The following is a 24,702-nucleotide window of genomic DNA, read 5'->3' on the forward strand; positions in this document are numbered from 1 at the left end:
AACACTTCCATGACGCTCAATATCGGTGTAATTGGCACGGGCGCGATCGGTCGCGAACACATTCGTCGTTGCAGCCAGGTGCTGCAACATTCGCGTGTGGTGGCGCTGAATGACATCAACCGCAGCAACTGCGAGCAGATCATCCACGATTTCGGCATTCAGGCGGAGATTTACGACAACGCACATGATCTGATTAACGCGCCAGAGGTGCAGGCGATTCTGGTCACCTCGTGGGGCCCAACCCATGAAGAGTTTGTGCTGGCAGCGATCAAAGCCGGCAAGGCGGTTTTCTGCGAAAAGCCGCTGGCGGTCACCGCGCAGGGTTGTATGAACATCGTGGAAGCGGAAATCGCCGCCGGTAAGAAGCTAGTGCAGGTCGGCTTTATGCGTCCTTACGACGCGGGCTACCGCGCGCTGAAGGCGGTGATTGATAACGGTGACATCGGCGAACCGCTGATGCTGCACTGCGCGCATCGCAATCCCGAAGTCGGCGATTCCTACACTACTGATATGGCGATCACCGATACGTTGATTCATGAGCTCGATGTGCTGCGCTGGTTGCTGAAAGATGATTACGTCAGTGCGCAGGTGATCTACCCGCGCTCAACCAGTAAAGCCGCTTCGCATCTGAAAGATCCGCAAATCGTGCTGCTGGAAACCGCCAAAGGCGTGCGCATCGACGTCGAAATCTTCGTTAACTGCGCTTACGGCTACGATATTCAATGTGAAGTGGTCGGCGAAAGCGGCATTGCGCGCCTGCCTGAACCGATGTCGGTACAGACGCGCAGCGCGGCCAAACTCTCCACCAGCATTCTTACCGACTGGAAAAAGCGTTTCATCGATGCCTATGACGTGGAGTTGCAGGACTTCATCAATAACGTGTTGTCGGGTGAGATGACCGGCCCGTCTGCTTGGGATGGCTTCGCTGCGGCGGTTGCTGCCGATGCCTGTGTTGCGGCGCAAAAATCCGGAGACATCGTACCGGTCACTATGCCAGCGAAACCGGCGTTTTATAACTAAGTTGCTTTCCCTTCCTTAAACGCGCGTCAGGTTGAACTGGCGCGCGTATTATCGCGTATCACACTCTCTTCTTAGCGTTTTCCCGTGTATCATCGCCGCCTTTAAGATGTTTTGTAGGGAATAAGTGATGACGGAGATGACATTGTCCCGCCGCCAGCCTTCGGTATGGTGGGGCGCGATGATTATTTGCGGCACCGTGGTGGGCGCAGGGATGTTTACGCTGCCGGTGGTGATGGCGGGCGCGTGGTTTGGCTGGGCGATGGTGTTACTGCTGATCAGCTGGGGCGGCATGTTGCTGTCCGGCTTGTTGTTTATGCGCGTCAGCCTCACGTATCCGCCGGGCGCTGGATACGACACTTTAACCAAAGATTTGCTTGGACGCGGCTGGGCGGCGCTGAACGGCCTCAGCATCTTATTCGTCCTTGGCATCCTGACATACGCGTATATTTCAGCCAGCGGCCCGGTCTATCAGCACTCAATCAGTCAGCTGGGATTACCCATCTCAACCGCAGAAGCCAAGGTGTTGCTGACGCTGTGCGTCGCCGCCGTCGTTTGGCTCGGTACGACCGGCGTCAGTCGCCTCATGACCTTTTGTGTGCTGGCGAAAATTTTGCTGTTAATCGTGCTGTTTGGCGGCCTTTTGACACAGGTGAACATGCCGTCGTTACTAAGCGGACCCGCAGCCGGTGAACGTTACTGGCCTTATGCACTCGGCGTGCTGCCGTTTTGTCTCGCTTCGTTTGGTTACCACGGCAACATCACCGGTCTGGTGAGCTATTACGGCGGCAATAAGCAGAACATCACGCGGGCTTTGGTGTTGGGAACGCTGCTGTCGCTGGCGCTGTATCTGTTTTGGCTAACCAGCACCATGGGAAATCTACCGCGCGCCGCGTTTCCTGAGATTGTGAAGCAGGGCGGCGATATCGCTGCGCTGATGGCGGCGCTGCGTGCGCATCTGCACGTCAATGCGCTGGCGCTGATGATGTCGATCTTCTCGCATTTCGCCGTGATTGCCTCATTCCTTGGCGTCACCGCCGGTCTGTTTGATTTCATCGCCGATCGTCTGGGATTCGCGAATTCACCCGTCTCACGCCTGAAAACCGCCAGCCTGACTTTCCTGCCGCCGTTACTCGCCTCGATTTGGTGGCCAAATGGCTTTGTCGCCGCGATTGGTTTTGCCGGACTGTTTGCCACCTTGTGGGCGGTCATCATCCCCGCGCTGCTGGCATGGAAATCTCAGCAACGCTGTTCGCTGGCGGTGGTTTTACTGTTGGTGTTTGGCGCGATGAATATATTGGCCTGGCTGTTGAGCTGGTTTGGGGTGTTACCGGAATTTGGTGGCCGTTAGAGTGAGAAGAAGACAACGTCAGCGCGACGTTGTCTTAAATTTAATGCGTAGAACCGGCTAATACGTTAAGGGCATGCGAGAAGAAGTCGCGCCGACCAAAATTCCCCGATTTAAGCGCCAGCGCCAGCGGCCGCTCGCCCTGAGCAAACAGGGCGGGCACGCCAGGATCGATTTCACTTCCAACCTGCAGCGAACCCAAATTTAACGCGCTGACCACCGCGCCCGAAGTTTCCCCGCCGCCAACCACTAAGCGCTGAATGCCTGCTTCAAGCACCAATTTGCGTGCCGTATCACCAAATAACCGATCAAGGCGTTGCGAGATGTTGTGTTGGCCAAACTGCTGCTGCGCTTGCTTCACTACTGCCGGATCGCCTGAGGAATAGATCAGCGGGCAACGTTCCTGATGGGTGAGGATGAAGTCCACGAGATCGTCAGCATCAATACGTTCCGCCATCACATCCTCAATCTCAATGGCCAGCACCGCATGCTGTTTTTGGTGTTCCTCTATTTGTCCGCGCGTCGCACCTGAACAACTGCCAACTAAAATGGCGCTGGAACCTTTAATGGCAGGAAACTTACTGTTAATACCTTGTGCTTTACCGGCGCTGATAAAGTTGTGCGGCAGGGCAAGCGCGATGCCCGATCCACCACTGATCAACTTCTCTCCTGCAGCGGCGATGCCGATCAGCGTTAAATCGTGATCGCTGAGGGCATCCACCACCACCAATTGCGTTTCCTCATCTGTTTGGTCTTGCAGTATCTCGCGCAGTGCTTCACTGCCTCGCACCACTTGCTGCCAGCCAATGTGGCTGACGCGCGTTTTCGCCTGGCGCGCCAGCAAACGGCGGATGTCCGCATCCTTCATTGGCGTTAGAGGATGATGTTCCATGCCTGATTCATTCAGCGGACGGTCATGCACAAACAAATTGCCCTGATAAAGCGTACGGCCCATCGCGGGAAATGCCGGGCAGACAATCACATTGTGCGCCGCTAATCGCTGAGCCAGCGCATCGAGTACCGGACCAATGTTGCCGGCATCGGTCGAGTCGAAGGTCGAGCAATATTTAAACACGATCTGCGCACAGCCTTGCTGCAACAGCCATTCACAAGCAGCCAGCGATTGTTGAACGGCTTCCTGTGCTGGCAAAGAGCGTGATTTCAAAGCAATGACGCCTGCTTCCACCTGTTCCTCGGCAGGCTGTTGCGGTACGCCAAGATATTGCGTCGTGCGCAATCCGCCTTCGCCCAGCAATCCTTTCGACAGCGTGACGGCGATATCGCTGGCACCGGTAAAATCATCGGCGATGACCCCAATCAGCATGATGAGCCTCCAATCGCTAACTGCATTTTTTTTACCGCGGCATGCGGTGCCGTTAACACCGGAATCGAGACTTTTTCACGCACGGCGTCGGCGGCGCGCGAGGTGGAGAAGTGAGCCAGCATAATTACATCGCAGTGACTTAACTGCGGCGCGAACTCTGCGACCAGACGATTGTGGCTGGCGACGTCACCTTTACGCAGCAGGTCAATGGCATCCGGAACCAGCACGCTTTCCAGCGTTGCGGATGAACCAATCTGTTCGGCATAGTGATAAAACTCATCGCACATCGTCACTAATGACGGACCAAAGGTCGCCAGCATGCCGATGCGTTCGCCTTGCTGCAGCGCAGCCTCGAACATCGCTTCATTCGGTTTCAGCACCGGCACCGGCAACGCCGCAGAGAGTTCATCAATCGCCGGGCCAAAAGCTGAACAGGTCACCAGAATTCCTTGCGCATTCATCGCATAACCGTAGCGGCCAAAAGCAACAAAGCGATCAATCAACTGGCGTGAAAGCTGTTCCTCTTTAGCGCGATCCAGCGTCAAACCATCATCCAGCAAATTCACCACTTCAGCCTCTGGCCAAAGATCGTTAAAGGCTTCCTGAATAGGGGGCATCGCCACCGGCGTGGCATGCAGTAAAACTATGCGTTGGCTCATCATTTTCTCCGACACTAGCGATACACAAGTGAATTACAGCACACCATACCTGAGGCGAAATGAAAATGTAAGGGCTTACATTTGTCTTGATAAGGTGATGCTCGTCACACAAAAAAACTGCGTATCTGTCAGGATAGAAATGAATGCATTCGTCTGAATGCCTATTTTGAAATCGCTTACTTTTAGCTAACCCTGAGAACGCACTATGACCATTCGTGGAGAAACCACCGCTATTAACGTTAACGTGACACCCGAAGCGCAGGTGCGCCCTGCGAATACGGTGCCGCGCCATTTTCGTGATCTGCTGGCGCTGGAAGATTTTGAACGCCATGCGCGTAAGCGGTTGCCGAATATGATTTATCAGTATGTGAAAGGCGGCGTGGAAACCGGCAGAGGACTTGCTGCCGCGCATGAAGCTTATCAGCAATATGTCTTTGTACCGCGTATGTTCCGCGATGTTTCGGGCCGCGATCAGCGGGTGAATTTATTGGGCCATGACTGGGCGCATCCCTTCGGTGTGGCTCCGCTTGGTGGCGCGTCGTTTGTCAGCTATCGCGCGGACTTAATGCTGGCGAAAGCCGCACGGGCCATGAATGTGCCGATGATCCTGAGCGCCTCATCACTGATTCCGCTGGAAGAGGTGATCGCCGCTAATCCGGACGCCTGGTTTCAGGCCTATCTGGCGGGCGATCAACCGCGCATCGATCGATTAGTCGATCGCGTTGAACACGCAGGCTATAAAACGCTGGTGGTGACCGGTGATACGCCGATGCTGGGTAATCGTGAACACAATACCCGCAGCGGCTTCAGCATGCCGATAAAAATCACGCCGAAAGTGATGTGGCAAAGCGCCATGAGTCCGCGCTGGCTGCTGGGCACGGTGGCGCAAACCTTCCTGCGTCATGGTGCGCCGCACTTCGAAAATACCGATGCTGAACGCGGCCCGCCAATGATGTCGAGCAAAGTGCGTAACACCAATGCACGCGACAAACTGAGCTGGAAGCACGTTGAAGCGATCCGTAAAAAATGGAGAGGCAATCTGGTGATTAAAGGGCTGATGTCGCCGGATGATGCCTTCATCGCGCGTGATCTCGGCGCAGATGCGGTGATTCTCTCCAACCACGGCGGCCGTCAGTTGGATCACACGGTGCCACCGCTGCATACGCTCGCTGAAATCGCGGCGGCGAAGGGCAATATGAAGGTGATTATTGATAGCGGCATCCGTCGCGGCACCGATGTGATGAAAGCCATGGCGCTGGGCGCGGACTTCGTGTTTCTTGGTCGTCCATTCCTGTATGGCGCGGTGATTGGCGCTCAGGCGGGCGTTGAACATGCCATGCATATCCTGCGGGATGAAATCGATCGCGATTTAGCGCTGATTGGCGTGACACGGCCTGAGCAACTTAATGCTGCGCTGCTGCGTCGCGCACCCTTTTTCGCACGCGAGGATTAATCATGGCGTTAACGATTTATAGTGCGCTCGCACTGAGCGCGCCGTTTAACACGCTGGTTGCGCAATGGCAGTCGCAACATCCCGATATACCGCTGGCGATACGCTGGCATCCCAGCACCATCATCGAAAAAGAGCTCAACGCCGGCGCCGAAGCGGATGTGGTGATCGCTACGGTTGAGACGCTAGACCGCCTGACACAATCGGGTTTGGCGGAAGCGGGCACGCGCATCGAACTGGTCGATTCTCCCATCGGAATTGCGGTGCGGGCGGGCGCTGCACAGCCTGATATCAGCAATCGCGAAACGTTGATTCAGACTTTGTTGGCTGCGCGTTCGGTGGCCTGGTCAGAAGCCGGAGCCAGCGGTGTCTGGTTCTCGCAATTGTTGAAACAACTCAACATTGATACGGAACTGCGCGCGCGTGGCACGGTGATTCCTGCTGGTTTCACCGCCGAGCAACTGGTGCAGGGCAACGCTGACCTGGCAGTACAGCAGATCAGCGAATTGCTGATGGTGGAGGGCATCGATGTTGTTGGACCGCTGCCAGCGGGTACGCAGCAGGCGATTTCGCTCTCGGCTGCGGTGTTAAGCCACGCCCAACAACCGGAACGGGCGCAGGCATTTCTGGGCTGGCTGAAAACGCCGTCAGTCACGGACGTGTTCAACCGTTTTGGCATGGACAGGCGCGATTAGCGTTCCTGACGGGGCACCGAGCCGCTGCTGCCCCGGACAATCAACTCGGTACTTATCTGCGTCTGCGTTTGCGCAGGTAAGTTATTCAGCGTGTTCAATAAATAGTGCGCCGCGTGTTCACCAATCGAGGCTAAATCCACGCGCATAGTGGTCAGCGGATGCTCAAGATGCTCGGCGTATTCATAGTCGTTGAAGCCCACGATGGAGATATCATTCGGAATGCGCAGATAACGCTCGCTCGCCGCGCGCATGGCACCAAACGCCAGCAGATCGTTCCCGCATATGATGGCGGTGGGCGGCTGCGGCGCATCGAGTAAACGAAACACCGCTCTGCGCGCATCATTCATGGTGAAGGCGTTATCAATTAAATGCGTATCCGGCAGCGTCAATCCATACTGCTGCAGGGCGCGGCGCGTACCGTTCAGACGTTCTGAAATACGATCGTTCGAAGGCGGCGTGCCGACAATCACCGCAAAGCGCTGATGCCCTAATCCCAGCAAATGCTGCGCCAGGGTTTCAGCCGCACCCTCGCTGTCATAACCGACACAAGGTCTTTCGCTGTCTTGCGAAAAGGTCTGCACGCAGGCGATATCCTGCTGAATGATGCGCTCCCACAGTTTTGGATGATGGGTATTGCCCACCAGCATCAAACCATCGATACCGTACTCAATCAGCTTATTGACTTCTTTCAGCTCGGTTTCCGGATCAAAGTTGGAGTTGGCCAATAGCAGCGTGTAGCCGGCTTCATGAATCAGTTGCTGAAACGCCGCCAGCGGACGCGAAAAGGTTTCTGTCGCCAGCGTGGGGACCACCGCGCCAATTGTCATGCTGCGTCGCGAGGCAAGGGTGCGCGCGGCGCGGTTAATCACATATCCCAACTCCTCGCAGGCCTTTTCCACCGCTTCACGGCGTGACGCTTTGACCGTGGTGCTGCCGTTCAATACGCGTGAAACCGTCGCCGTTGAAACGCCAGAGAGACGCGCAACATCATCCAGTGAAACGCGGCCAGATCCATTTTGCTTCTCACTCATCAAGTCACTCCTGCAGAAAGAGTGAGCTTGCCCACAAAAATTGCAGACAACTCACAATCAATTTTGAAAGCGCTTACTTTTGGCTTGACTGAATTTTGTAATCGCTTACTTTTGACATCATGTTATCAGTTTGGGTGTGCCTGCTCACGTTTTTTTAACAGGTTCGCGAACTGTCACCCCCAAATTTAACCCCAACGCGGGCTGCAGCCGCTCTACGGCCGCAGAACCTCGTTAACCCTATATAAATCATAAAGGAATTCACCATGCGCAGATATCCACGAATTCGCTGGCTGATGATCGTGTTCTGCTTTTTCGCCATCGCAATCAATTACATCGATCGTATCAACCTCGCGATCGCCGCACCGCACATCAAAGCAGATTTAGGCCTCGATGACACCAGCATGGGAATGATTCTGGGCGCCTTCTTCTGGACCTATGCGCTGATGCAAATTCCGGCCGGACGTCTACTCGATCGTCTTGGTGCGCGTGCCGGACTGGCCATCGCCGTCGGCTGGTGGTCGTTGTTTACGGTGTTTACCTCGTTTGGTAAAGGGTTCACTTCTCTTTTTGCGGCGCGCTTAGCATTAGGCCTGGGCGAAGCAGGGGGAAATCCGGGCTGTGTCAAAGTGGTTTACAGCTGGTTCCCGAAAAAACAGCGTGCAACGGCCAGCGGGATCTTTGATGCCGGTCCGCGTGCTGGCAGTGCGCTGGCGCTGCCGCTGGTTGCCTGGCTGATCAGCGTGTGGGATTGGGAAACGTCGTTCATCGTGACTGGCGCATTGGGACTGATTTGGGTGGTGATCTGGTTAGTCTTCTATCGTGAGCCTGAAGAGATGAAAGGCCTTGATGAAACTGAGCGCCAAAATTTGCTGGAAGATCGTGCTCTGCCCACCACGCAGGCCGATGCCAAAGTAGAACTGTGGTCACTGTTCCGCCATCGCAACGTGTGGGGAATGATGATTGGTTTCTTCTGCATGAACTTCGCTACCTATTTCTTTGTGACCTGGTTCCCAACTTATCTGACTGTGGCACATGGTTTCTCGCTGAAAGAGTTAGGGACGCTGGGTGCGATCCCTGCGCTGATGGGGATTCCGGGAAGTCTGCTTGGCGGGATTGTGTCGGATACCCTGTACCGCAAAGGATTTAGCCTGACGGCGGCGCGTAAAACTTGTCTTATCAGCGGCATGTTGCTCTCCAGCGTGATTGCTTTCGCCGCATTCACCGACAGCATTACGGTGATCCTGACGTTGTTCTCCATCACTTACGCCGGTTTAGCCTTTACCGCCGCCAACATCTGGACGCTGCCAGCCGACGTTGCGCCCGCCAGTAATTATGTGGCCACGCTAGGCGGCATCCAGAACTTTGCCGGTAACCTGGCCGGGATTGTTACGGCTTCCTTCACCGGCTTAATGCTGAGCCTCAGCCACGGTTCATTTGTGGTGCCGTTGCTGGTCGCGGGCGGCATCTGTGTGCTGGGTGCGCTGACCTTTATGTTTGTGCTCGGCAAATTGGAGCCCTTACCGATCAGCCCCAAATCTGATGCCAACGTCATTGCCACCGCCAATCAATAACAGGAGAAACCACATGCAAAACGAACAGGTCTTGCGAGAAGAGATTTGCCAGGTAGGAGCCGATCTGTTTAACCGCGGCTATACCACCGGCACCGCGGGAAACATCAGCGCTCGGCTGGAAGATGGCTGGCTGATTACGCCAACCGATGCTTGTCTGGGACATCTGGAGCCCGGCCGGATTGCCAAGGTTAATCGCGCCGGTGAATGGGTTTCAGGCGATAAGCCATCAAAGACTTTGCTGTTACATCGTCAGATTTATGATCGCAACCCGGAGGCGCACGGCGTGGTGCACACCCATTCCACGCATCTGGTGCAACTGACATTAGCGGGTGTGTGGCAGCGCGACAGCATTTTACCGCCGCTGACGCCGTATCAGGTGATGAAAGTCGGGCGGATTCCGTTAATCGACTATCGCCGCCCTGGCCATGCCGATGTGGCTGCGCAGGTGGCTGAACTGGCCAATGACGTGCGAGGCGTGATGCTGGAGAGACTTGGCCCGGTAATGTGGGGTAAATCCGTTTCAGCGGTGAGCTTTGCCCTTGAAGAGCTGGAAGAAACCGCGCGCCTTTGGCTGAACTGCGTGGATAAGCCCGCCGCGCTGCCAGAACAAGCCGTATTGGAGCTGTGCGAACACTTTAATACGCGCTGGTAACACCCGCATTGTTCCCTACAAAAACGAGATCCAAGATGAAAAAGACGGTAATAGCCGCAGGCATGATGCTCTTTGCATCAACGGTATTGGCGCAGGAGAAATCCTTTGTCTACGTATCCAACGGTGACAGCGGCACGGTGACGGCCTACGAGCTGCAAAAGGCGCAGCGCCAGCTGAAACCGATTGGCGAATATCCCAGCGGCCTGAAAAGTATGCCGATGGTGGTTTCGCAGGATAACAAGACACTTTATGTCTCCGTTCGCAGTAAGCCTTACCATGTTTCGGCCTGGCATATTCAACCTGACGGCTCGCTGCAGCATTTTGCGGATACGCCGCTGCCAGAGGCGATGGCGTATGTCGCGCTGGATAAGAGCGGGAAATTCCTGCTTTCATCTTCTTACGGCGGCGATCTGTTTAGCATCAATCGCATTGCCGCGGATGGCAAAGTTGAGAGTGCGCCGGTGCAGGTGGTGCATACCGGAAAGCGTGCACATTCTATTCAGACCGATCCCAGCAACCAGTTTCTCTATGTACCTCTGCTGGGTGCCGATCAACTGCTGCAGTACCGTTTCGACAGTCACAGCGGAACCGTCTCGGCGAACACGCCAGCGTTTGTGAATATCCAACGCGAGGCGGCAGCCGGACCGCGTCATTTCACCTTTGCACCGCAACGGGATGAAAAGGGTGAGCAGAATCTCTATTTGCTGACCGAAATGGCCGGCAACATCTCGCGCCTGACGCTGAACAAAGATGGCACCCTGACGGAACATGAAGCGACACCGTCACTCGATCCAGCCATTGCCGCCAACATGCAGCGTGGCGAAGCGCGACCACTGACTGGCGATGATGATTTGCCAAAATCCGCCAAACCGCGTTTATGGCAAGCCGATATTCATATCACGCCGAATGGACGTTTCCTTTATTCCACCGAACGCACCAGCAGTCATATTACTGCGTTTCATGTATCACCGATCGATGGTCGATTGACGTTGATTAATAGCACGCCAACAGAAACTCAGCCGCGTGGATTTGCTATTGATAATTCCGGGCGCTATTTAATTGAATCGGGTCAGAAGTCGACACAAATTTCGCTCTATTCCATAGATCAAACTACTGGCAAACTGACATTAATTGAGCGCGTCCCTACCGGCAAGGGCGCTAATTGGGTCACTATCGTTGAGTAAATTTCTGCTCTACTTAATTCAATCGTAAGAAAAGGAGTGTTTATGTCGACTATTCGCAAAACATTATTCAGCACATTATTGTGCTCGACGCTGTTAAGCGCAGGATTACCGACACAAGCGGCTGAAAAAGGGGTTGCCACCGATCTGGAACCACTGCACCACGTCATTCTGGAAAATAAATACGTCACGGTAATGCGCGTATTAATTCAACCCGAACAATCGACGCTATTTCATGAGCAGCATCTGGATTATGTTAATACGCACATTGAAGGGAGTCCGGTCAAAATAGAGTATCCCGACAAGCCGGTAAACATGACCGAAATGAAAAGCGGCAATGTTAAATTCGGTGAGCATCAAGGGAAATCGGATACGGATAAGGTTACCAATACCGGAAATAACGTCAATCATCAGGTGGCGTTCGAAATTAACATCCCAGGCCCGCAACATTTCGGTAACGCTTCCCGGCCTGCCAATGCCGCATTTAGTCAGGTGCTGGATAAGAAAACCGTGAGAGGCTGGAAGGTCACGCTTAAGCCTGGCGCCAGTACCGGCGAATATACGCAACACGGGCCTGGCGTGCGCGTGTTCTTCACCGAAGGGCGGGTACTGATTGCCGATCAAACTCATACCAATCGGGTAAAAGAAGTTTGGGTACATCCCGGCGATGCCTTTTTAACCGAGCCAGGTAAAGTCGATATAACGGCCGCAAGTGGCGAGAATATTATCTTCAATGATTATGAATTGTTATAGCACTGTTTGTATTTTGTGAATTGACGTTGTCTGATAATGTGCACTTCTGTGGGTTGCCACAGAAGTGCATTATTGTTTTTACCATACTAATAATTATTTACCGGAAGTAATTACAATGAAAGCAAGAAAGGTGAGACAGTGTTGTCTGCCTTTCGCGTTGAGCATTCTGATGTCTGCCACATTTTCAGCTCACGCTGAAGATGCAGCTGAGTCTGCAGCTCTTATTGCGAAAGGCAAGTATCTGGCTATTGCTGCGGACTGTGGAGCTTGCCACACCGCACCGAATCAGGGCAAGGAAATGTCGGGTGGCTATATTATCTCCTCGCCGTTGGGGAATATTGTTGCCAGTAATATCACGCCATCAAAAACCGCCGGCATTGGCGATTATAGCGAACAAGATTTTGTTAAAGCCGTGCGAAGTGGCATTAATAAACAGGGGCAACATCTTTATCCGGCGATGCCTTACACCTCATACGTGAAAATTTCTGATGCCGATATGCATGCGCTGTATGTTTATTTTATGCACGGTGTAAAAGCAGACGATAATGTACCGCCAGCAACGGATTTGCCTTTCCCGTTTAATATTCGCTCAAGTATGTTCTTCTGGAATATGCTGTTTGCCGATAATAAGCCGTTTATTCCGGCAAAAGATAAATCTGATGTGGTTAATCGCGGTGATTATCTGGTCAATGCATTGGCGCACTGCGATACCTGCCATACGCCACGTAACGCGCTGATGGGGCAAAACAATGCTCAGGCCCTCAGCGGTGGCAGCCTGGGCAGTTGGTATGCGCCGAATATCACTCCCGATCAACAAGCCGGCATTGGCAACTGGAGCAATGCGCAGATCGCGCAATATCTCAAAACGGGCCATGTTGCAGGCAAAGCGCAGGCAGCAGGTCCGATGGCGGAAGCTGTCGAGCACAGCTTACAGCATCTATCTGATGACGATATCAAGGCGATAGTGGCTTATCTGCGGCAGATCCCCGCAGTGACTCAGGCCACCCATTCGCCACGCGACGCGCTTGGCAAACCTGCAACAGATGAAGCGGCGCTGCGCGCGGTTAAAAATCCTGATGCGGGCTGGCAGGTTTACGCCAGCTCTTGCGCTAACTGCCATCAGGCGGATGGTGCGGGCAATCACTTCTATCCTTCGCTGTTCCATAACACCGCCACCGGCGCACCGCAGGCCGATAACCTGATTGCCACCATTGTCTACGGCGTACATCGCCAGGCTGATGGCAAAGATGTGGTAATGCCCGCTTTCGGCCCGGATGGATTATTTACCGATCGACTGAGCGATCGGCAAATTGCCGACGTCAGCAACTACGTGCTGAAAAACTTTGGTAATGCTCAGCTGAACGTAACGCCTGAACAGGTGAAAACCGTGCGTGAAGGCGGCCAGCGCCCGCTGATTGCACGCCTGTCGCAGCCTGCTGTGTGGGGCGGTGGCGCGGTAGTTGTCATTATTTTACTGGTGCTGCTGGTTTCAATTTCGCGTAAGGGGAAAAAGCATGGCGCATAACCTTTCCCGACGTCGTTTGCTGCAAGGCATGGGTATTTTGTCACTCGGCGCGATGTGTAATTCCCTGTCCCCGGCGCGCGCTCTGGCTGCCGATCAGCTGGCTGAAAATGGTTTTCTGACCGTTTCGCAGTTCCTGGTGAGTCGCCCGGTCGGCCCGATTTTGGGGCAGCGCTATTTCGATGCCTTAAATCGCCATAATGCCGACTTCACACACCGGCTTAGCAGCCTGCAGGCATTGTTGCAGCAGCATAATTTTGCTCATGTCGACGAATTTCTTGCCGCATTTGGGGCCGATAATTCTGATTGGCAAACGGCAAAACGCATCATTTCTGCGTGGTACACCGGCGTGGTCGGTGACGGCAGCGATCTGGAGTTGATCGCGTATGCCGATGCGATGATGTACCTGCCCACCAAAGATATTCTGGTGGTCCCAACCTATGGCGGCGGGCCGTTCTACTGGGCAGTAACGCAAGATGGCAAAGTGGCAACCACAGGAGAAGGCGCATGAGTGCACAAAAAGTCGATGCCGATGTGATCATCATTGGCTCGGGCGTGATGGGCGGGTTGATCGCCTGCCAGATGGCGAAAGCGGGTAAATCGGTGATCATCCTCGAGGCGGGCCCGCGAGTCTCTCGTCAGGAAATCGTCGAACGTTTCCGTAATTCCCCATTCAAGATGTCGTTAACCAACATCAAATTACAGGGCGTGGGTTCGCCTTACCCCAATCCGCCGCATATTCCGTCCACCTACGGTGACTATTTGCAGCAGGTTGGGCCGGTTAAATATCCCACCAAATACCTGCGCGTTGTCGGTGGCACAACCTGGCACTTTGGCTCCGCGCTGTGGCGCATGATCCCCAACGATTTCAAACTTAACACCCTTTACGGTCGTGGCCGCGACTGGCCTTTTGGTTACGACGAGCTGGAGTCGTGGTATGGCAAAGCCGAGCATGAGCTGGGCGTTTCAGGCGTCGATGGACAAGATGAAAGTGGGCAGGGCGGCAAAGCCTGGCCACCGCGATCTACGCCATTCCCGATGCCGGGTTTACCAACCAGTTATCTGTTTGATCGCCTAACCGAGATGTTGGGTAAAGGCGGTTATAACCCGGTACTGGAACCGAACGGTCGCGCGACTAAGCCGTGGGGTAAGCGCCCGATGTGTGGCGGCAACAATAACTGCAATCCGGTTTGCCCCATCGCCGCCAAATATGATGGCTCGATGCATATTGATGAAGCGGAACGTTTGGGAGCGAGGCTGCTGGATAACGCGGTGGTCTACCGTATTGAAGCGGCGGATGACGGCAAAATCACCGGCATTTGGTATAAAAAGCCGGATGGTTCCGAGCACCATTTAACCGCCGACTACTTTGTGCTGGCGGCCTACGGTATCGAATCGCCCAAGCTACTGTTGATGTCGACGTCGGAGAGATATCCCAACGGCATCGCAAACTCTTCCGATCAGGTGGGGCGCAATTTGATGGGCCACACCGGCATTAGTATGAACGTGATGATGTCAGAAGATGTGTGGCCAGGTCAGGGGCCGACTGAATTACTGGTGTATCTGAACAACCGCGATGGCGCCTTCCGCAAGGATTTCCCCAGCTACAAGATCAAAGTGCGCAACACGGTGCCAACTGCAGATTATGCTGCATCGCTGATTGAGAAAGGCGTGCTGGGCTCCAAACTGGATGCTGAAATCCGCCGCCAGTCGGCGCGCTCGCTGAACTTTGCTATTGATTTTGAAACCTTGCCGCTGGCGGAAAACCGCGTTACGCCGAGCAAGACGAAAAAAGATGCGATTGGTATTCCGTTGCCGGAGATTTATTACAGCGTGACGGATTACTGGCATGCCGGGAAAGAAGCGGGCATCAAAGATTTTCACAGGTTCGCAGAGCTGCTGAATGCGGAAATATTATCGATCGATACTAAGTTTCAGGATCGCCAGCACATCATGGGCACCACCATTATGGGCGATGATCCCCACAATTCAGTGGTAGATCGCGATTGCCGCACGCACGATCATCCCAATATGTGGATTGCCGGAACCAGTGTGATGCCGTCGGCGTCATGCATGAACCCAACCTTGACCGGCGCGGCGTTGAGCTTGCGTTTGGCTGAGCATATGTTGCAGACCATGAAGTCGGAAGTAGCAGGTTAGGTGTGAATCGGTCGCCATAATGACGACCCTACGTTGGAGCGGTGCGCATTGATGCGCACCGGCTCAAATAATCACTTTTTATTCGAAATTAGCGTGCCTTTCAGGCCGTGCGGCTCGGAGCGCAGATACTGCGGTGGCGCTTTGGCCTGCGCGCCCAATTCAGCGGCGGCATGCCACGGCCAGCGCGGGTCGTAAAGTACTGCCCGCGCCAGCGCGATCAAATCTGCGTCACCTACCTGCAATGCTTGTTCTGCCTGCTTTGGTTCCGTAATCAAGCCTACGCCAATCACCGGAATCTTTACCTGTTTGCGGATGTCGCGTGCAAAAGGCAATTGATAACCGGGACCAACCGTGATTTTCTGCTGCGGTGACAAGCCGCCGCTGGAGACGTGTACGTAATCGCTGCCCGCCGCTTCGAGTTGCTGGCTGAAGACAATCGACTGCTCAACATCCCAGCCACCGTCAACCCAATCCGTTGCAGAGAGGCGCACACCTACCGCCACTGAATCTGGCACGGCGCTGCGCACCGCATGGAACACTTCCAGAGGGAAACGCAGACGATTCTCCAGCGAGCCGCCGTACTCATCCTCACGCTGGTTACTCAGTGGCGACAGGAACTGATGCAGCAAATAGCCGTGCGCAGCATGCAGTTCAATCAACTGGATACCGAGTTTCGCCGCACGCTGCGCGCTGTCAACGAAGGCCAGTTTCAGGCGCTCAAGATCCTGTTTACTTAGCGCAACCGGTGCGCGATCTTCAGGATTAAAGGCTTGCGCGGATGGTGCAACGGTTTGCCAGCCACCTTGCTCCAGCGACAGCTGATTGCCGCCCAGCCACGGCGCGGCGCAGGACGCTTTGCGTCCGGCGTGACCGAGTTGAATACCAATGGGAGTGTCAGAATAGTGACGGATATCTTGCAGAACGCTGGCTAAAGCCGCTTCCGTTGCATCATCCCACAAGCCTAAATCGCCCGGAGAAATACGTCCGGCGGCTTCCACTGCTGTCGCCTCAATGATCAGCAAACCGGCGCCGGAAAGTGCCAGTTGCCCGAGATGAATGCGGTGCCAGGCGCTGGCTTTGCCATCCTCCGCAGAGTATTGGCACATCGGCGCGATGACGATGCGATTATCGAGCGTTAACTTACCCAGTTGCGTCGTACTAAACAGTAAACTCATTGAAACCTCATCTTCAGTGGCTGAATGGCTTTAAGCTTAGGGCGAAAAGCGCATTTTGCAGAGGGCTATGAGTTTGAATGTTGTAGCAAAAAGTAAGTTAAGCGGAATGTGCCGCTGCAAGTCGAAACGCATCAGACATTTTTTCCTGCTCACGTTGTGATAACCCTAAATGTCTGGCGACCACGCGCCATTGCGCAACAATGCTGCTGAAGTTTTCTATGATAGTTTCGGCTTCAGATGCCTTCAGCCGGAAATAGGGCGCAACTTCACGCGCCAAATCGAGATCAAGCGCATTATCAGCTGCCGTCACATTTAATTTCAGACCATCAGCATAGGGCACTGGATTGAGATCGAAGGCGGCAGATAACCGCCAGCCCTTGCCTGGAACCAGAATAAATCCATGATTGCGCAGATGATCATCGGTGTTAGAGACCAGCATATTAAAGACAATCCGCGACCACAGCTCGCGTAAATCAGCATTGGTTTGGGAACCATGACGAATCAATACTTCCGCCAGTTCGAGATAACTCACTCCGGTGGATGCATCTTCGCCATCAGTATGGCCAGTCATGGTCATCGCGGAGGCAAAGTGCAGACGCTTCCCTTCGGGCGTGCGATCGAAACGGCGCACCATGAAACAGTGATAATCGCTGGCAAATTTTTTCGCCATGGCAGCGGCAACGTTAAGTTCACAAGCCGTGGCGAGAGCATTGACGACCATTTCCCACCCACCCACATCATATTCATCGCGGATGCTGGGGAACTTGGCGATAAATAGCTGACCTTGCTCATCAACCACACTAGCTTTGGGCCGTGCGCCACCCAGAGAACCGCCTGGAGCGATCAACATCCTGAGCCATTCATGTCCCTGAACAGCACGGTTATCCGGATCGCTTTCCAGCGCGCGGCTTGCACGTTCAAGTGCTGCGATTTCAGTAAATGGGGGAGCCGCAGTTTCCAATCTGTTATCAAGAAATTCCCCCTGATCCTCCAGCCGGTAACGTAAAGCACCCACGCGATACAGGTCATGAACCCCCAGTAAAAAATCGGATTCAAACATGCGCGTGCCGGAAGGCAATAATCCGCCACGGATATCGCGTTCCAGGCGACGCTCCATCAATAAGCGTCCCCATCTGTCGGGGCTGGAATCGCCAAACACACCAAATCCAGCACGATTGTTGGCAGGATATTGTGGCCCTTCGAATAAGTGGATGCCGGGATCTAACTGGATCAACATCAAATCGGGATCGCTAAGCGCTTGCGGATCATACTGAAATTCAAAAGATTCACGCGCCCGGCTGCGGCGAATATGCAGATAACCGAGACGTTTTGGTTGCTTGAGTCCGTTCCAGTCGGCGTAGACGCTAATCATGGTCATTGTCGTGTCCTATTTTTTCTTCCCTGAAATTAGCAGTGAGGCGAGGCCGGCAGAGGTGACTGTCTGAGCGTTTTTTTGCTCAACTCCGCGCTTATTCGCCTCAGCTACCTGCGTGCTGTTCTCACCCTCATCAACCTTATACGCTGATTTAGCGGCAAATAATTTAGTCGTTGAGGTAAGACGTGCATCTTGCAGTTGGCGACCCAGAGTATCCTCAGCAGCCAGCAGATTGAGATCCTGTTCGAGTCCTAACACCTGCATCACAGCCAGATAGGCTCCGATAGTCACACCCGCGCTACCCGCTTCAAGCGAACGCAACGTCATCGGGGTCATTCCCGCGCGTTCCGCCACCTGTTTAGCCGTAAGTTTTCTTCTTTTACGAGCGAGTTTTAATCGCTCTCCAAAAGCGGCAAGCATTTCGCTCGTTTGAGGAAGAAGCAGAGAAGTTCGCTGTGCCATTGTGTCACTATTTTATCTTTTAATGGGGTTAATGGATAAAATATTAGCATTTTGTCGATCTGCATTCCATTTTTAATGATTAAAATAAAAACGAAAAAGTGCTAATAAATTATCATTTAATGAACCTAAAATATAAAATATTAGCACTTCAATTTAAAACGTCGCCGATCGCCAGCCGCGCGCTTTATCATTGCCGGTGCGCACCGCCAGTGAATGCGCTGCACGTTGCGAACGCGCCATCACCTCTTTTTGATTGAGCTGGGTAAACTCCCCGGCGCGCAGCAGATAAGCGCCATCAACAAATACATCGCAGACTTCATGGCCGAGCGCCGAGTTGACCAACGATGAAACCGGATGATGGATTGGCGTCATCGCCGGATGTGAAGTATCAACGATCACCACATCGGCACGTTTGCCGACTTCCAGCGAACCCACCAGATGGTCGAGGCCAATTGCCCGCGCACCGTCGATGGTGGCCATCTCCAGCACTTTTTCCGCCGTCATAATGGTGGGATCGCGGTGCACGCCTTTTTGCAGCAGCGCCGCCACTTTCATCGCCTGAAAAAGGTTGTGATTGTTGCTGCTGGCCGGGCCGTCTGAACCCAAACCAACGGTTAAGCCGGCAGCCAGCATATCCGGAATCGGCGGCACGCCGGAAGCGAGGTAGAGATTGCTGCAGGGATTGTGCGACACGCGCGTGTCATGATGTTTAAGTGCGCGGATGTCGCGCGAATTGCACTGCACGCAATGCACCGCCAGCACATCCGGGCCGAGGAAGCCGATATCGCTGAGGAATTCGGTATCGCTGGCCTGAAAACGCAGCTTTGCCTGCTCGATCTCAAAATCGGTTTCCGCCACATGCGTAGTGATCAGCACGCCGGTTTCATCCGCCAGCTGGCGCGTGCCGCGCAGCACTTTCTCATCCAGCGCCCAAATCATGCTTGGTGCCAGACCGACTTTTACCCGGCCATCGACCTGGTGATAACGATCGATCACCGCGCGCGCATCGGCCAGCGCCTGTTCAGGCGTTTCGATCAATTCAGCAGGAATACCGTGCTCTGCGCCGCTGGTGAGAAAACCGCGACACACATGACCGCGAATGCCGCTGACTTCAAAGGCCTCGATCACTTTGGCGGTTAATCCTGGACGCGGATGCGCGTACATAAAATCGACCAGCGACGTGACGCCCGAACGCAGTGATTCCATGCAGCCGTGCAGCGCGGCGGCGTAAACATCCTCTTCTGTCAACGCTACGGCGCTGGGTCCGGTCATGCAGGTGAACCACTTTTTCAGCACCATGTCATCGCCGAGACCTTTCAGCAGCGTCTGAAACAGATGCGTATGCGTGTTCACCATGCCCGGCATGATAATGCGTTCGCGGCAGTCGATAATTTCCGCTTCAGGATAGCGCTGCTGCAAAGCGTCGCGCGTGCCGATGGCGCGAATGGTCTTATCTTCAATCAGCAAACTAGCCTGTTCCAGAATCTCGCGTTGCGGATTCATGGTGATCATCCAGCCGTCAGCCAGCAGGTAACTCATGAGGCGTTCTCCAGTTGCTGCTGTAATTCGGCGGCATTGACCACAAAACCAAAGCATTGCTGCACGTTATACAGCGTGGCATCGCGGCAATAAGCCGGCGAGGTGGTGGCGCTGCAATCTTCCAGCAGCAGGCAGTCGTAACCGCGAAAGTTGGCATCCTGTAAGGTGCAAAGCACGCACTGATCGACGTTAACACCGGCAAACAGCAGCGTGGTGACGTTGAGATTGCGCAGAATGCTGTCGAGTTCGCTGTCCTGAAAACCGGACATGCGGTATTTGTTGACGCGAATGTCATTGGCATCCGGCGTCAGTTCGTCCACTACTTCCGCCGCCCAGCTGCCGGCCTGCAACACCGGCGCGCCGGAAACCGGCAGCGGATCGCCTAATCCCACGCCATCACCGTTCGGGTTATAGACGTGCAGCAGCGCAGGGCTGAGATTGAGTTTATCAGCGCGATTGCCCCAATTGAGCCAAATCACCGGCACCTGTGCAGCGCGCAGCGTCGGCAGCAAGGCTTGCAGCGCCGCAATTGGCGCGCGCGCGGGCGTGACATCGACGCCGATATGCCCGAGCCAGCCTTCGGCATGACAAAAGTCGTTCTGCATATCAATCACCAGGATAGCCGTGCGCTGCAGATCAAAAATCACTGAACGTTCACGCGATGTAAGCTGCACGCTGCGCGACACCTGCGCTGGACGCCGCGTATCAACCACTTGCGCTGAAACGCGCCATTGATTGTGTCGACTGCTGCCTAAAACGTTCTCCGGCATATCAGGCTCCCGTTAACACGCGGATATCTTGAGCATCGAGCGTGACAGGGTCACCGCTACGAATCAGTTCAGAGAAGCCTTCATTCGGCGTCATCACCGTCAGCGTATAGAGTTTGCTGCTGCCGGTATTACGAATGGCGTGATCGTTGCCCGGATGCAGCAGGAGAGAATCGCCTTTCCTTATCTCAATTTCATCATCGTTACAGCGCGCCACGCCTTCGCCGTGTAGTACATAAAAGAACTCGTGCGCGGTGGCGTGTTCATTCGGTGGCGTAGCACCGCCGACGTTGAAAATCTCCACCACGAAAATGTTCTCAATGCCGTCTAACGGCTTGTCGAACAAGATGGCGAAATAGTTGCTGCTGTCCGCACTGATACGGAACGCCTTAACATCCGCAAGATTGTTGAAACGAAACGATTTCATAATTTATTCCTTTCGATAAGGCTGCGTTAACGCGCCGGGTTGCAATGTGCGTCCCACCACGCCGGACATCGCCAGAATGGTGAGCAAGTAAGGCAGCGCCAGCAGCACCTGCGGCGGCAGCGTGTTTTCAAACAGCTGTAGCGAGAGTTGCAGGGCATCTGCAGCGCCAAAGATAAAAGCGGCGACCAGCGCTTTAAGCGGGCTCCAGCGTCCAAAGATGACAATCGCCAGCGCGATAAAACCTTGTCCACTGACGATGTTGTCGCGGAACAGGCCGATCTGCGCCGTGACCAGATAGCTGCCCGCCAATCCAGCGCCCACGCAGGAGAACAGCACGCCCCACGTGCGAATCTTCAACACGTTGAGCCCGGCGGCATGTGCCGCGCGCGGGTTTTCGCCCACCGCACGCAGCGACAGGCCGAAGCGGGTGTGAAACAGACCAAAGTGCGCCAGCACCGCCAGCAGCAAAGTGAGATAGAGTGGCAGCGGCTGCTGGAACAGAATCGGGCCAATAAACGGCAGCGAAGAGAGCAGCGGCACATGCCAGGGTTCGAGCATTGGGATGGTGGGCGAGGATGCATTGCCCATTACCAGCGCGTAAATCCAGGTGGCTAATCCCGCTGCCAATATATTGAAGACGATGCCCACCACAATCTGGCTGGCATAGGCGCGCAGGTAGAGCGCCGCCAGCACGCAGCCAACCAGCAGTCCGCCGACGCCACCGGCGATAAAGCCCAGCGCGGTCGATCCGCTCTCAACCGCCGTCATGTAGCTGGAAAGCGCGCCCAGCAGAATAGTGCCTTCAATACCGATATTCAGTACGCCGGAGCGTTCGGCATAGATCTCGCCCAGCGCCGCCAGTAATACCGGACCGGCAAGGCGCACTGCGGCGGCCAGCCAACTGACGAAAAAAGCGGTATCGAGATTCATCCACAGATTCATGAGTGTTCCTCCGCCAGATGGCTGCGCGATTTACGCCCGCCGGGCAGGTTGATGCGGTAATAGCGCATCAGATCGCCCGCCAGAATCAGTAGCACCACCAGACTTTGCAGAATCAGCACCACCGATGTGGGCAAGCCAGTTTGGCGCTGCATGGCGCTACCGCCCACTTCCAGCCCGCCGTAGAGAATGGCGGTCGGGATCACCAGCAGCGGATTGAGGCGTGCCAGCAAAGCCACCACCACGCCGATAAAGCCGACGCCGCCGGAAATGCCTTCCATCAGGCGATGTTGCACGCCTAATACCGCGCACAATCCCGCCAGCGCCGCCAATCCTCCGCCGAGCAGCACCGCGCCCATTTGGCGGCGATTGACATCCACGCCGCTGTAGCGCGCCGCGCGCGGATTCAGCCCGGCAATTTTGATTTCGAAACCGGCGGGCGTGGCACGCATCAGCCAGAAGACAAACAGCGTGGCGACTAGCGCGATGGCGATGCCCCAATGTGCGCGCATGCCGTTCATCACAAACGGCAGCCAGCTCTCCACCGGCAAACGTGGCGTCTGCGGCAGATCGCCCGGCGCGCGCATTGGGCCGGAAACCAGATACTGCACCATGAACAGCGCCACATAGTTGGCCATCAGCGAAATCAGCACATCGTTGCCGCCAAATTTTACCCGTAACGCGCCAACCCAACCGGCCCAAAGCGCGCCCGCAAGGAAGGCGGCAATCAGCACCATCGGCCAGTAGAGCAGCGCGGGAATCGTCCACGGAAAGCCCTGCGGCGTACCCGACAGCGCGATCCAGCTGGCCGCCGTGGCACCCAGCAGAAAACAGCCTTCGAAGCCGATATAACCGAGCCCGGCGCGCCACACCACGATGGTTGCCAGCGCGATCAGCATCAGCGGCGTGGATTGCACCAGGCTGAGACCAAAGCTGCGCAGCGAGCCAAAAGCGGCATCAAACAGGAAGCCATAAGCCGAGAGCGGATTGCCGCCAAACGGGATAAACAGCAAACCGGCAATGATGAAAGCGGCAAGGATGCCGCAAAAACTGGTTAACACTAGCGCGCCGCTGGATTCGGCGGGCGCCAGACGTCGCTCAAGCAGCTTCTTCATGGTTGCCTCCGGTTTTTTTCAGGTGCGCGCCCGCCATCAGTTCGCCGAGGCGTTCTGGCGTGGCGTCGGCGGCGTCCATTTCTCCGGCAATCTGGCCGCTGTACATCACCGCGATGCGATCGGAGAGATTGATGATCTCCTCCAGCTCGGCGGAGATCATCAGAATGGCGCAGCCGCGATCGCGCGCCGCCATCAAACCCTGCCACACGCTCTCAATCGCGCCGACATCCAGCCCGCGCGTAGGCTGTTCAACCACTAATAAGCAGGGATTGCTGGCGACTTCGCGCCCGAGAATCAACTTTTGCAGGTTACCGCCGGAGAGTTTTCCGGCTTCGAAATCGGCATCCGGCGTGCGTACCGCAAAGCGGGCGATGATGTCGCGCGCATGCTGGCTAATGCGCTGGCGATCCAACAGCCAGCCGCCCGCGCGGGTGAAGGTGCGCTGGCGGCCAAGCATGGCGTTATCGGTAATCGATAAATCGGTCACCGAACCGACGCCACGCCGATCCGCCGGAATAAAACTGATGCCTTTATGGCGGCGCGTAGCGGGGGAATCGTCGCTGATGTCTTCGCCATTCAGCAGAATGCGGCCTGCTTCCAGTTCACGCAGGTTAAGGAGCGCTTCCGCCAGCTCCGATTGACCGTTGCCTTCCACACCAGCAATGCCGAGGATTTCGCCGGCAGCGACGTTGAGCGACACGCGCCAGATTTTCTGCTGGCCGCTGGCATCACGCACTGCAATGCTCTCCACCTGCAACACGGTTTTGCCCGGCTGGCACGGCGTTTTTTCGACGCGCAGCACCACATCGCGCCCAACCATGCGGCGTGCCAGATCGCGTTCCGAAGTGTCTTTAATATCCACCGAATCGACCATTTTGCCGCCGCGCATCACCGAAACGTGATGGGCAATCGCCATGATTTCATACAGTTTGTGAGTGACAATCACTACCGAACGGCCTTCTGCGCACAGTGATTTCAGGGTAGCGAACAGGCCGGCTTTCTCCTGCGGCGTCAGCACCGCCGTCGGTTCGTCGAGAATCAGCACCTGCGCATCACGGTACAACAGCTTGAGGATCTCCACACGTTGCTGCACGCCGATCGGCAAATGCTGCACTTTCGCCCAGGGATCGATCGCCAGCCCGTGTTTATCCGATAGCGCCTGCAAACGCGCCGCCGCCGCGCGCAGATCAAGTACGCCGCTAGCGCCTTCTTTTAATCCCAGCACCACGTTTTCCACCACGCTCATCGGCTGCACCAGCATGAATTCCTGATGCACCATGCCAATGCCGCAGGCGATGGCATCGCTGGGATCGCGAAAACGCTGCGCCTGGCCATCCACCTCAATGCTGCCTTCATCGGCCTGATACAGGCCGTAAAGGATTTGCATCAGCGTGCTTTTGCCCGCGCCGTTTTCACCCAGCAGCGCGTGGATTTCGCCGGCTTTAATGCTGAGCGACACGTCATCATTGGCCACCACGCGCGCAAAGCGTTTGGTGATATTTTTCAGCGCGACGCGGATGTTTGCTGTTGCTGTCATGAT

Annotated in this window: 23 protein-coding genes; 11 read left to right on the forward strand and 12 right to left on the reverse strand. The window is 55.2% G+C overall.

The features are described 5' to 3' along the window. Positions 1 to 9 precede the first annotated feature (9 nt). Together AAF463_RS21300 and AAF463_RS21305 are read left to right on the forward strand one after the other, a co-directional pair. On the forward strand, positions 10 to 1,020 hold the full coding sequence (locus AAF463_RS21300) for a Gfo/Idh/MocA family oxidoreductase (RefSeq protein ID WP_192234907.1): 1,011 nt from the start codon (positions 10 to 12) through the stop codon (positions 1,018 to 1,020). 127 nt (positions 1,021 to 1,147) lie between these two features. Then, positions 1,148 to 2,368, forward strand: a complete 1,221-nt coding sequence (locus tag AAF463_RS21305) for an aromatic amino acid transporter (RefSeq protein WP_350262427.1) — start codon at positions 1,148 to 1,150, stop codon at positions 2,366 to 2,368. A gap of 40 nt (positions 2,369 to 2,408) precedes the next feature. On the opposite strand, the gene otnK is transcribed toward AAF463_RS21305, so the two are convergent. Together otnK and AAF463_RS21315 are read right to left on the reverse strand one after the other, a co-directional pair. After that, on the reverse strand, positions 2,409 to 3,689 hold the full coding sequence (gene otnK / locus AAF463_RS21310; RefSeq protein ID WP_350262428.1) for a 3-oxo-tetronate kinase: 1,281 nt from the start codon (positions 3,687 to 3,689) through the stop codon (positions 2,409 to 2,411). After that, on the reverse strand, positions 3,683 to 4,348 hold the full coding sequence (locus AAF463_RS21315; protein WP_110866925.1) for an aspartate/glutamate racemase family protein: 666 nt from the start codon (positions 4,346 to 4,348) through the stop codon (positions 3,683 to 3,685). The genes otnK and AAF463_RS21315 overlap by 7 nt, the downstream gene beginning before the upstream one ends. A 205-nt stretch (positions 4,349 to 4,553) precedes the next feature. Between AAF463_RS21315 and AAF463_RS21320 the strand changes: the two genes are divergently transcribed. After that, positions 4,554 to 5,801: an alpha-hydroxy acid oxidase gene (locus AAF463_RS21320; protein WP_350262429.1), complete on the forward strand. Its 1,248-nt coding sequence runs from the start codon at positions 4,554 to 4,556 to the stop codon at positions 5,799 to 5,801. 2 nt (positions 5,802 to 5,803) lie between these two features. Then, positions 5,804 to 6,493, forward strand: a complete 690-nt coding sequence (locus tag AAF463_RS21325) for a substrate-binding domain-containing protein (RefSeq protein WP_101761467.1) — start codon at positions 5,804 to 5,806, stop codon at positions 6,491 to 6,493. Here the strand turns inward: AAF463_RS21325 and AAF463_RS21330 are convergent. After that, entirely contained in the window at positions 6,490 to 7,524 is a 1,035-nt protein-coding gene (locus AAF463_RS21330) for a LacI family DNA-binding transcriptional regulator (RefSeq protein WP_176971973.1), read from the reverse strand. The genes AAF463_RS21325 and AAF463_RS21330 overlap by 4 nt on opposite strands. A gap of 263 nt (positions 7,525 to 7,787) precedes the next feature. On the opposite strand from AAF463_RS21330, the gene AAF463_RS21335 reads away from it, so the two are divergent. The 7 genes from AAF463_RS21335 to AAF463_RS21365 all read left to right on the forward strand — a co-directional run bounded on the left by AAF463_RS21335 (position 7,788) and on the right by AAF463_RS21365 (position 15,363). Continuing rightward, entirely contained in the window at positions 7,788 to 9,095 is a 1,308-nt protein-coding gene (locus AAF463_RS21335) for an MFS transporter (RefSeq protein WP_350262430.1), read from the forward strand. A gap of 13 nt (positions 9,096 to 9,108) precedes the next feature. Next, positions 9,109 to 9,747, forward strand: a complete 639-nt coding sequence (locus AAF463_RS21340) for an aldolase (RefSeq protein WP_101761469.1) — start codon at positions 9,109 to 9,111, stop codon at positions 9,745 to 9,747. A gap of 35 nt (positions 9,748 to 9,782) precedes the next feature. Continuing rightward, on the forward strand, positions 9,783 to 10,931 hold the full coding sequence (locus tag AAF463_RS21345) for a beta-propeller fold lactonase family protein (protein WP_350262431.1): 1,149 nt from the start codon (positions 9,783 to 9,785) through the stop codon (positions 10,929 to 10,931). A 42-nt stretch (positions 10,932 to 10,973) separates the two neighbouring features. Continuing rightward, the gene (locus AAF463_RS21350; protein ID WP_350262432.1) at positions 10,974 to 11,681 is read left to right on the forward strand and encodes a hypothetical protein; all 708 of its coding nucleotides are present in this window, start codon (positions 10,974 to 10,976) and stop codon (positions 11,679 to 11,681) included. Between the two features lie 115 nt (positions 11,682 to 11,796). Next, positions 11,797 to 13,206, forward strand: coding sequence for a c-type cytochrome (locus AAF463_RS21355; RefSeq protein ID WP_350262433.1), 1,410 nt, complete (start codon positions 11,797 to 11,799; stop codon positions 13,204 to 13,206). Next, positions 13,196 to 13,714 carry a sugar dehydrogenase complex small subunit gene (locus AAF463_RS21360; protein ID WP_350262434.1) on the forward strand — a complete coding sequence of 173 codons (519 nt, stop codon included), beginning with the start codon at positions 13,196 to 13,198 and terminating at the stop codon, positions 13,712 to 13,714. Before AAF463_RS21355 ends, AAF463_RS21360 begins: the two co-directional genes overlap by 11 nt. Continuing rightward, positions 13,711 to 15,363 carry a GMC family oxidoreductase gene (locus AAF463_RS21365; protein WP_350262435.1) on the forward strand — a complete coding sequence of 551 codons (1,653 nt, stop codon included), beginning with the start codon at positions 13,711 to 13,713 and terminating at the stop codon, positions 15,361 to 15,363. Before AAF463_RS21360 ends, AAF463_RS21365 begins: the two co-directional genes overlap by 4 nt. A 71-nt stretch (positions 15,364 to 15,434) precedes the next feature. On the opposite strand, the gene AAF463_RS21370 is transcribed toward AAF463_RS21365, so the two are convergent. The 9 genes from AAF463_RS21370 to AAF463_RS21410 all read right to left on the reverse strand — a co-directional run bounded on the left by AAF463_RS21370 (position 15,435) and on the right by AAF463_RS21410 (position 24,699). Next, complete coding sequence (locus tag AAF463_RS21370) at positions 15,435 to 16,538, reverse strand: NADH:flavin oxidoreductase/NADH oxidase (protein ID WP_101761475.1); 1,104 nt, start codon at positions 16,536 to 16,538, stop codon at positions 15,435 to 15,437. 97 nt (positions 16,539 to 16,635) lie between these two features. After that, positions 16,636 to 17,916: a HipA domain-containing protein gene (locus tag AAF463_RS21375; RefSeq protein WP_350262436.1), complete on the reverse strand. Its 1,281-nt coding sequence runs from the start codon at positions 17,914 to 17,916 to the stop codon at positions 16,636 to 16,638. A 9-nt stretch (positions 17,917 to 17,925) separates the two neighbouring features. Further along, positions 17,926 to 18,375, reverse strand: coding sequence for a helix-turn-helix transcriptional regulator (locus AAF463_RS21380; RefSeq protein WP_222233953.1), 450 nt, complete (start codon positions 18,373 to 18,375; stop codon positions 17,926 to 17,928). A gap of 153 nt (positions 18,376 to 18,528) precedes the next feature. Beyond that, complete coding sequence (locus AAF463_RS21385; RefSeq protein WP_350262437.1) at positions 18,529 to 19,914, reverse strand: amidohydrolase; 1,386 nt, start codon at positions 19,912 to 19,914, stop codon at positions 18,529 to 18,531. After that, on the reverse strand, positions 19,911 to 20,684 hold the full coding sequence (locus AAF463_RS21390) for an isochorismatase family cysteine hydrolase (protein WP_350262438.1): 774 nt from the start codon (positions 20,682 to 20,684) through the stop codon (positions 19,911 to 19,913). The genes AAF463_RS21385 and AAF463_RS21390 overlap by 4 nt, the downstream gene beginning before the upstream one ends. 1 nt (position 20,685) lies before the next feature. Continuing rightward, the gene (locus tag AAF463_RS21395; RefSeq protein ID WP_350262439.1) at positions 20,686 to 21,108 is read right to left on the reverse strand and encodes a cupin domain-containing protein; all 423 of its coding nucleotides are present in this window, start codon (positions 21,106 to 21,108) and stop codon (positions 20,686 to 20,688) included. A 3-nt stretch (positions 21,109 to 21,111) separates the two neighbouring features. Further along, on the reverse strand, positions 21,112 to 22,050 hold the full coding sequence (locus tag AAF463_RS21400) for an ABC transporter permease (RefSeq protein ID WP_350262440.1): 939 nt from the start codon (positions 22,048 to 22,050) through the stop codon (positions 21,112 to 21,114). Then, a complete protein-coding gene (locus tag AAF463_RS21405; protein ID WP_350262441.1) occupies positions 22,047 to 23,162 on the reverse strand; it encodes an ABC transporter permease in 1,116 nt (371 codons plus the stop codon). The genes AAF463_RS21400 and AAF463_RS21405 overlap by 4 nt, the downstream gene beginning before the upstream one ends. Next, a complete protein-coding gene (locus AAF463_RS21410; RefSeq protein ID WP_350262442.1) occupies positions 23,146 to 24,699 on the reverse strand; it encodes an ABC transporter ATP-binding protein in 1,554 nt (517 codons plus the stop codon). Before AAF463_RS21410 ends, AAF463_RS21405 begins: the two co-directional genes overlap by 17 nt. Positions 24,700 to 24,702: the final 3 nt, after the last annotated feature.

Source organism: Pantoea sp. BJ2 (genome assembly GCF_040255075.1).
Lineage (GTDB): Bacteria > Pseudomonadota > Gammaproteobacteria > Enterobacterales > Enterobacteriaceae > Pantoea > Pantoea leporis.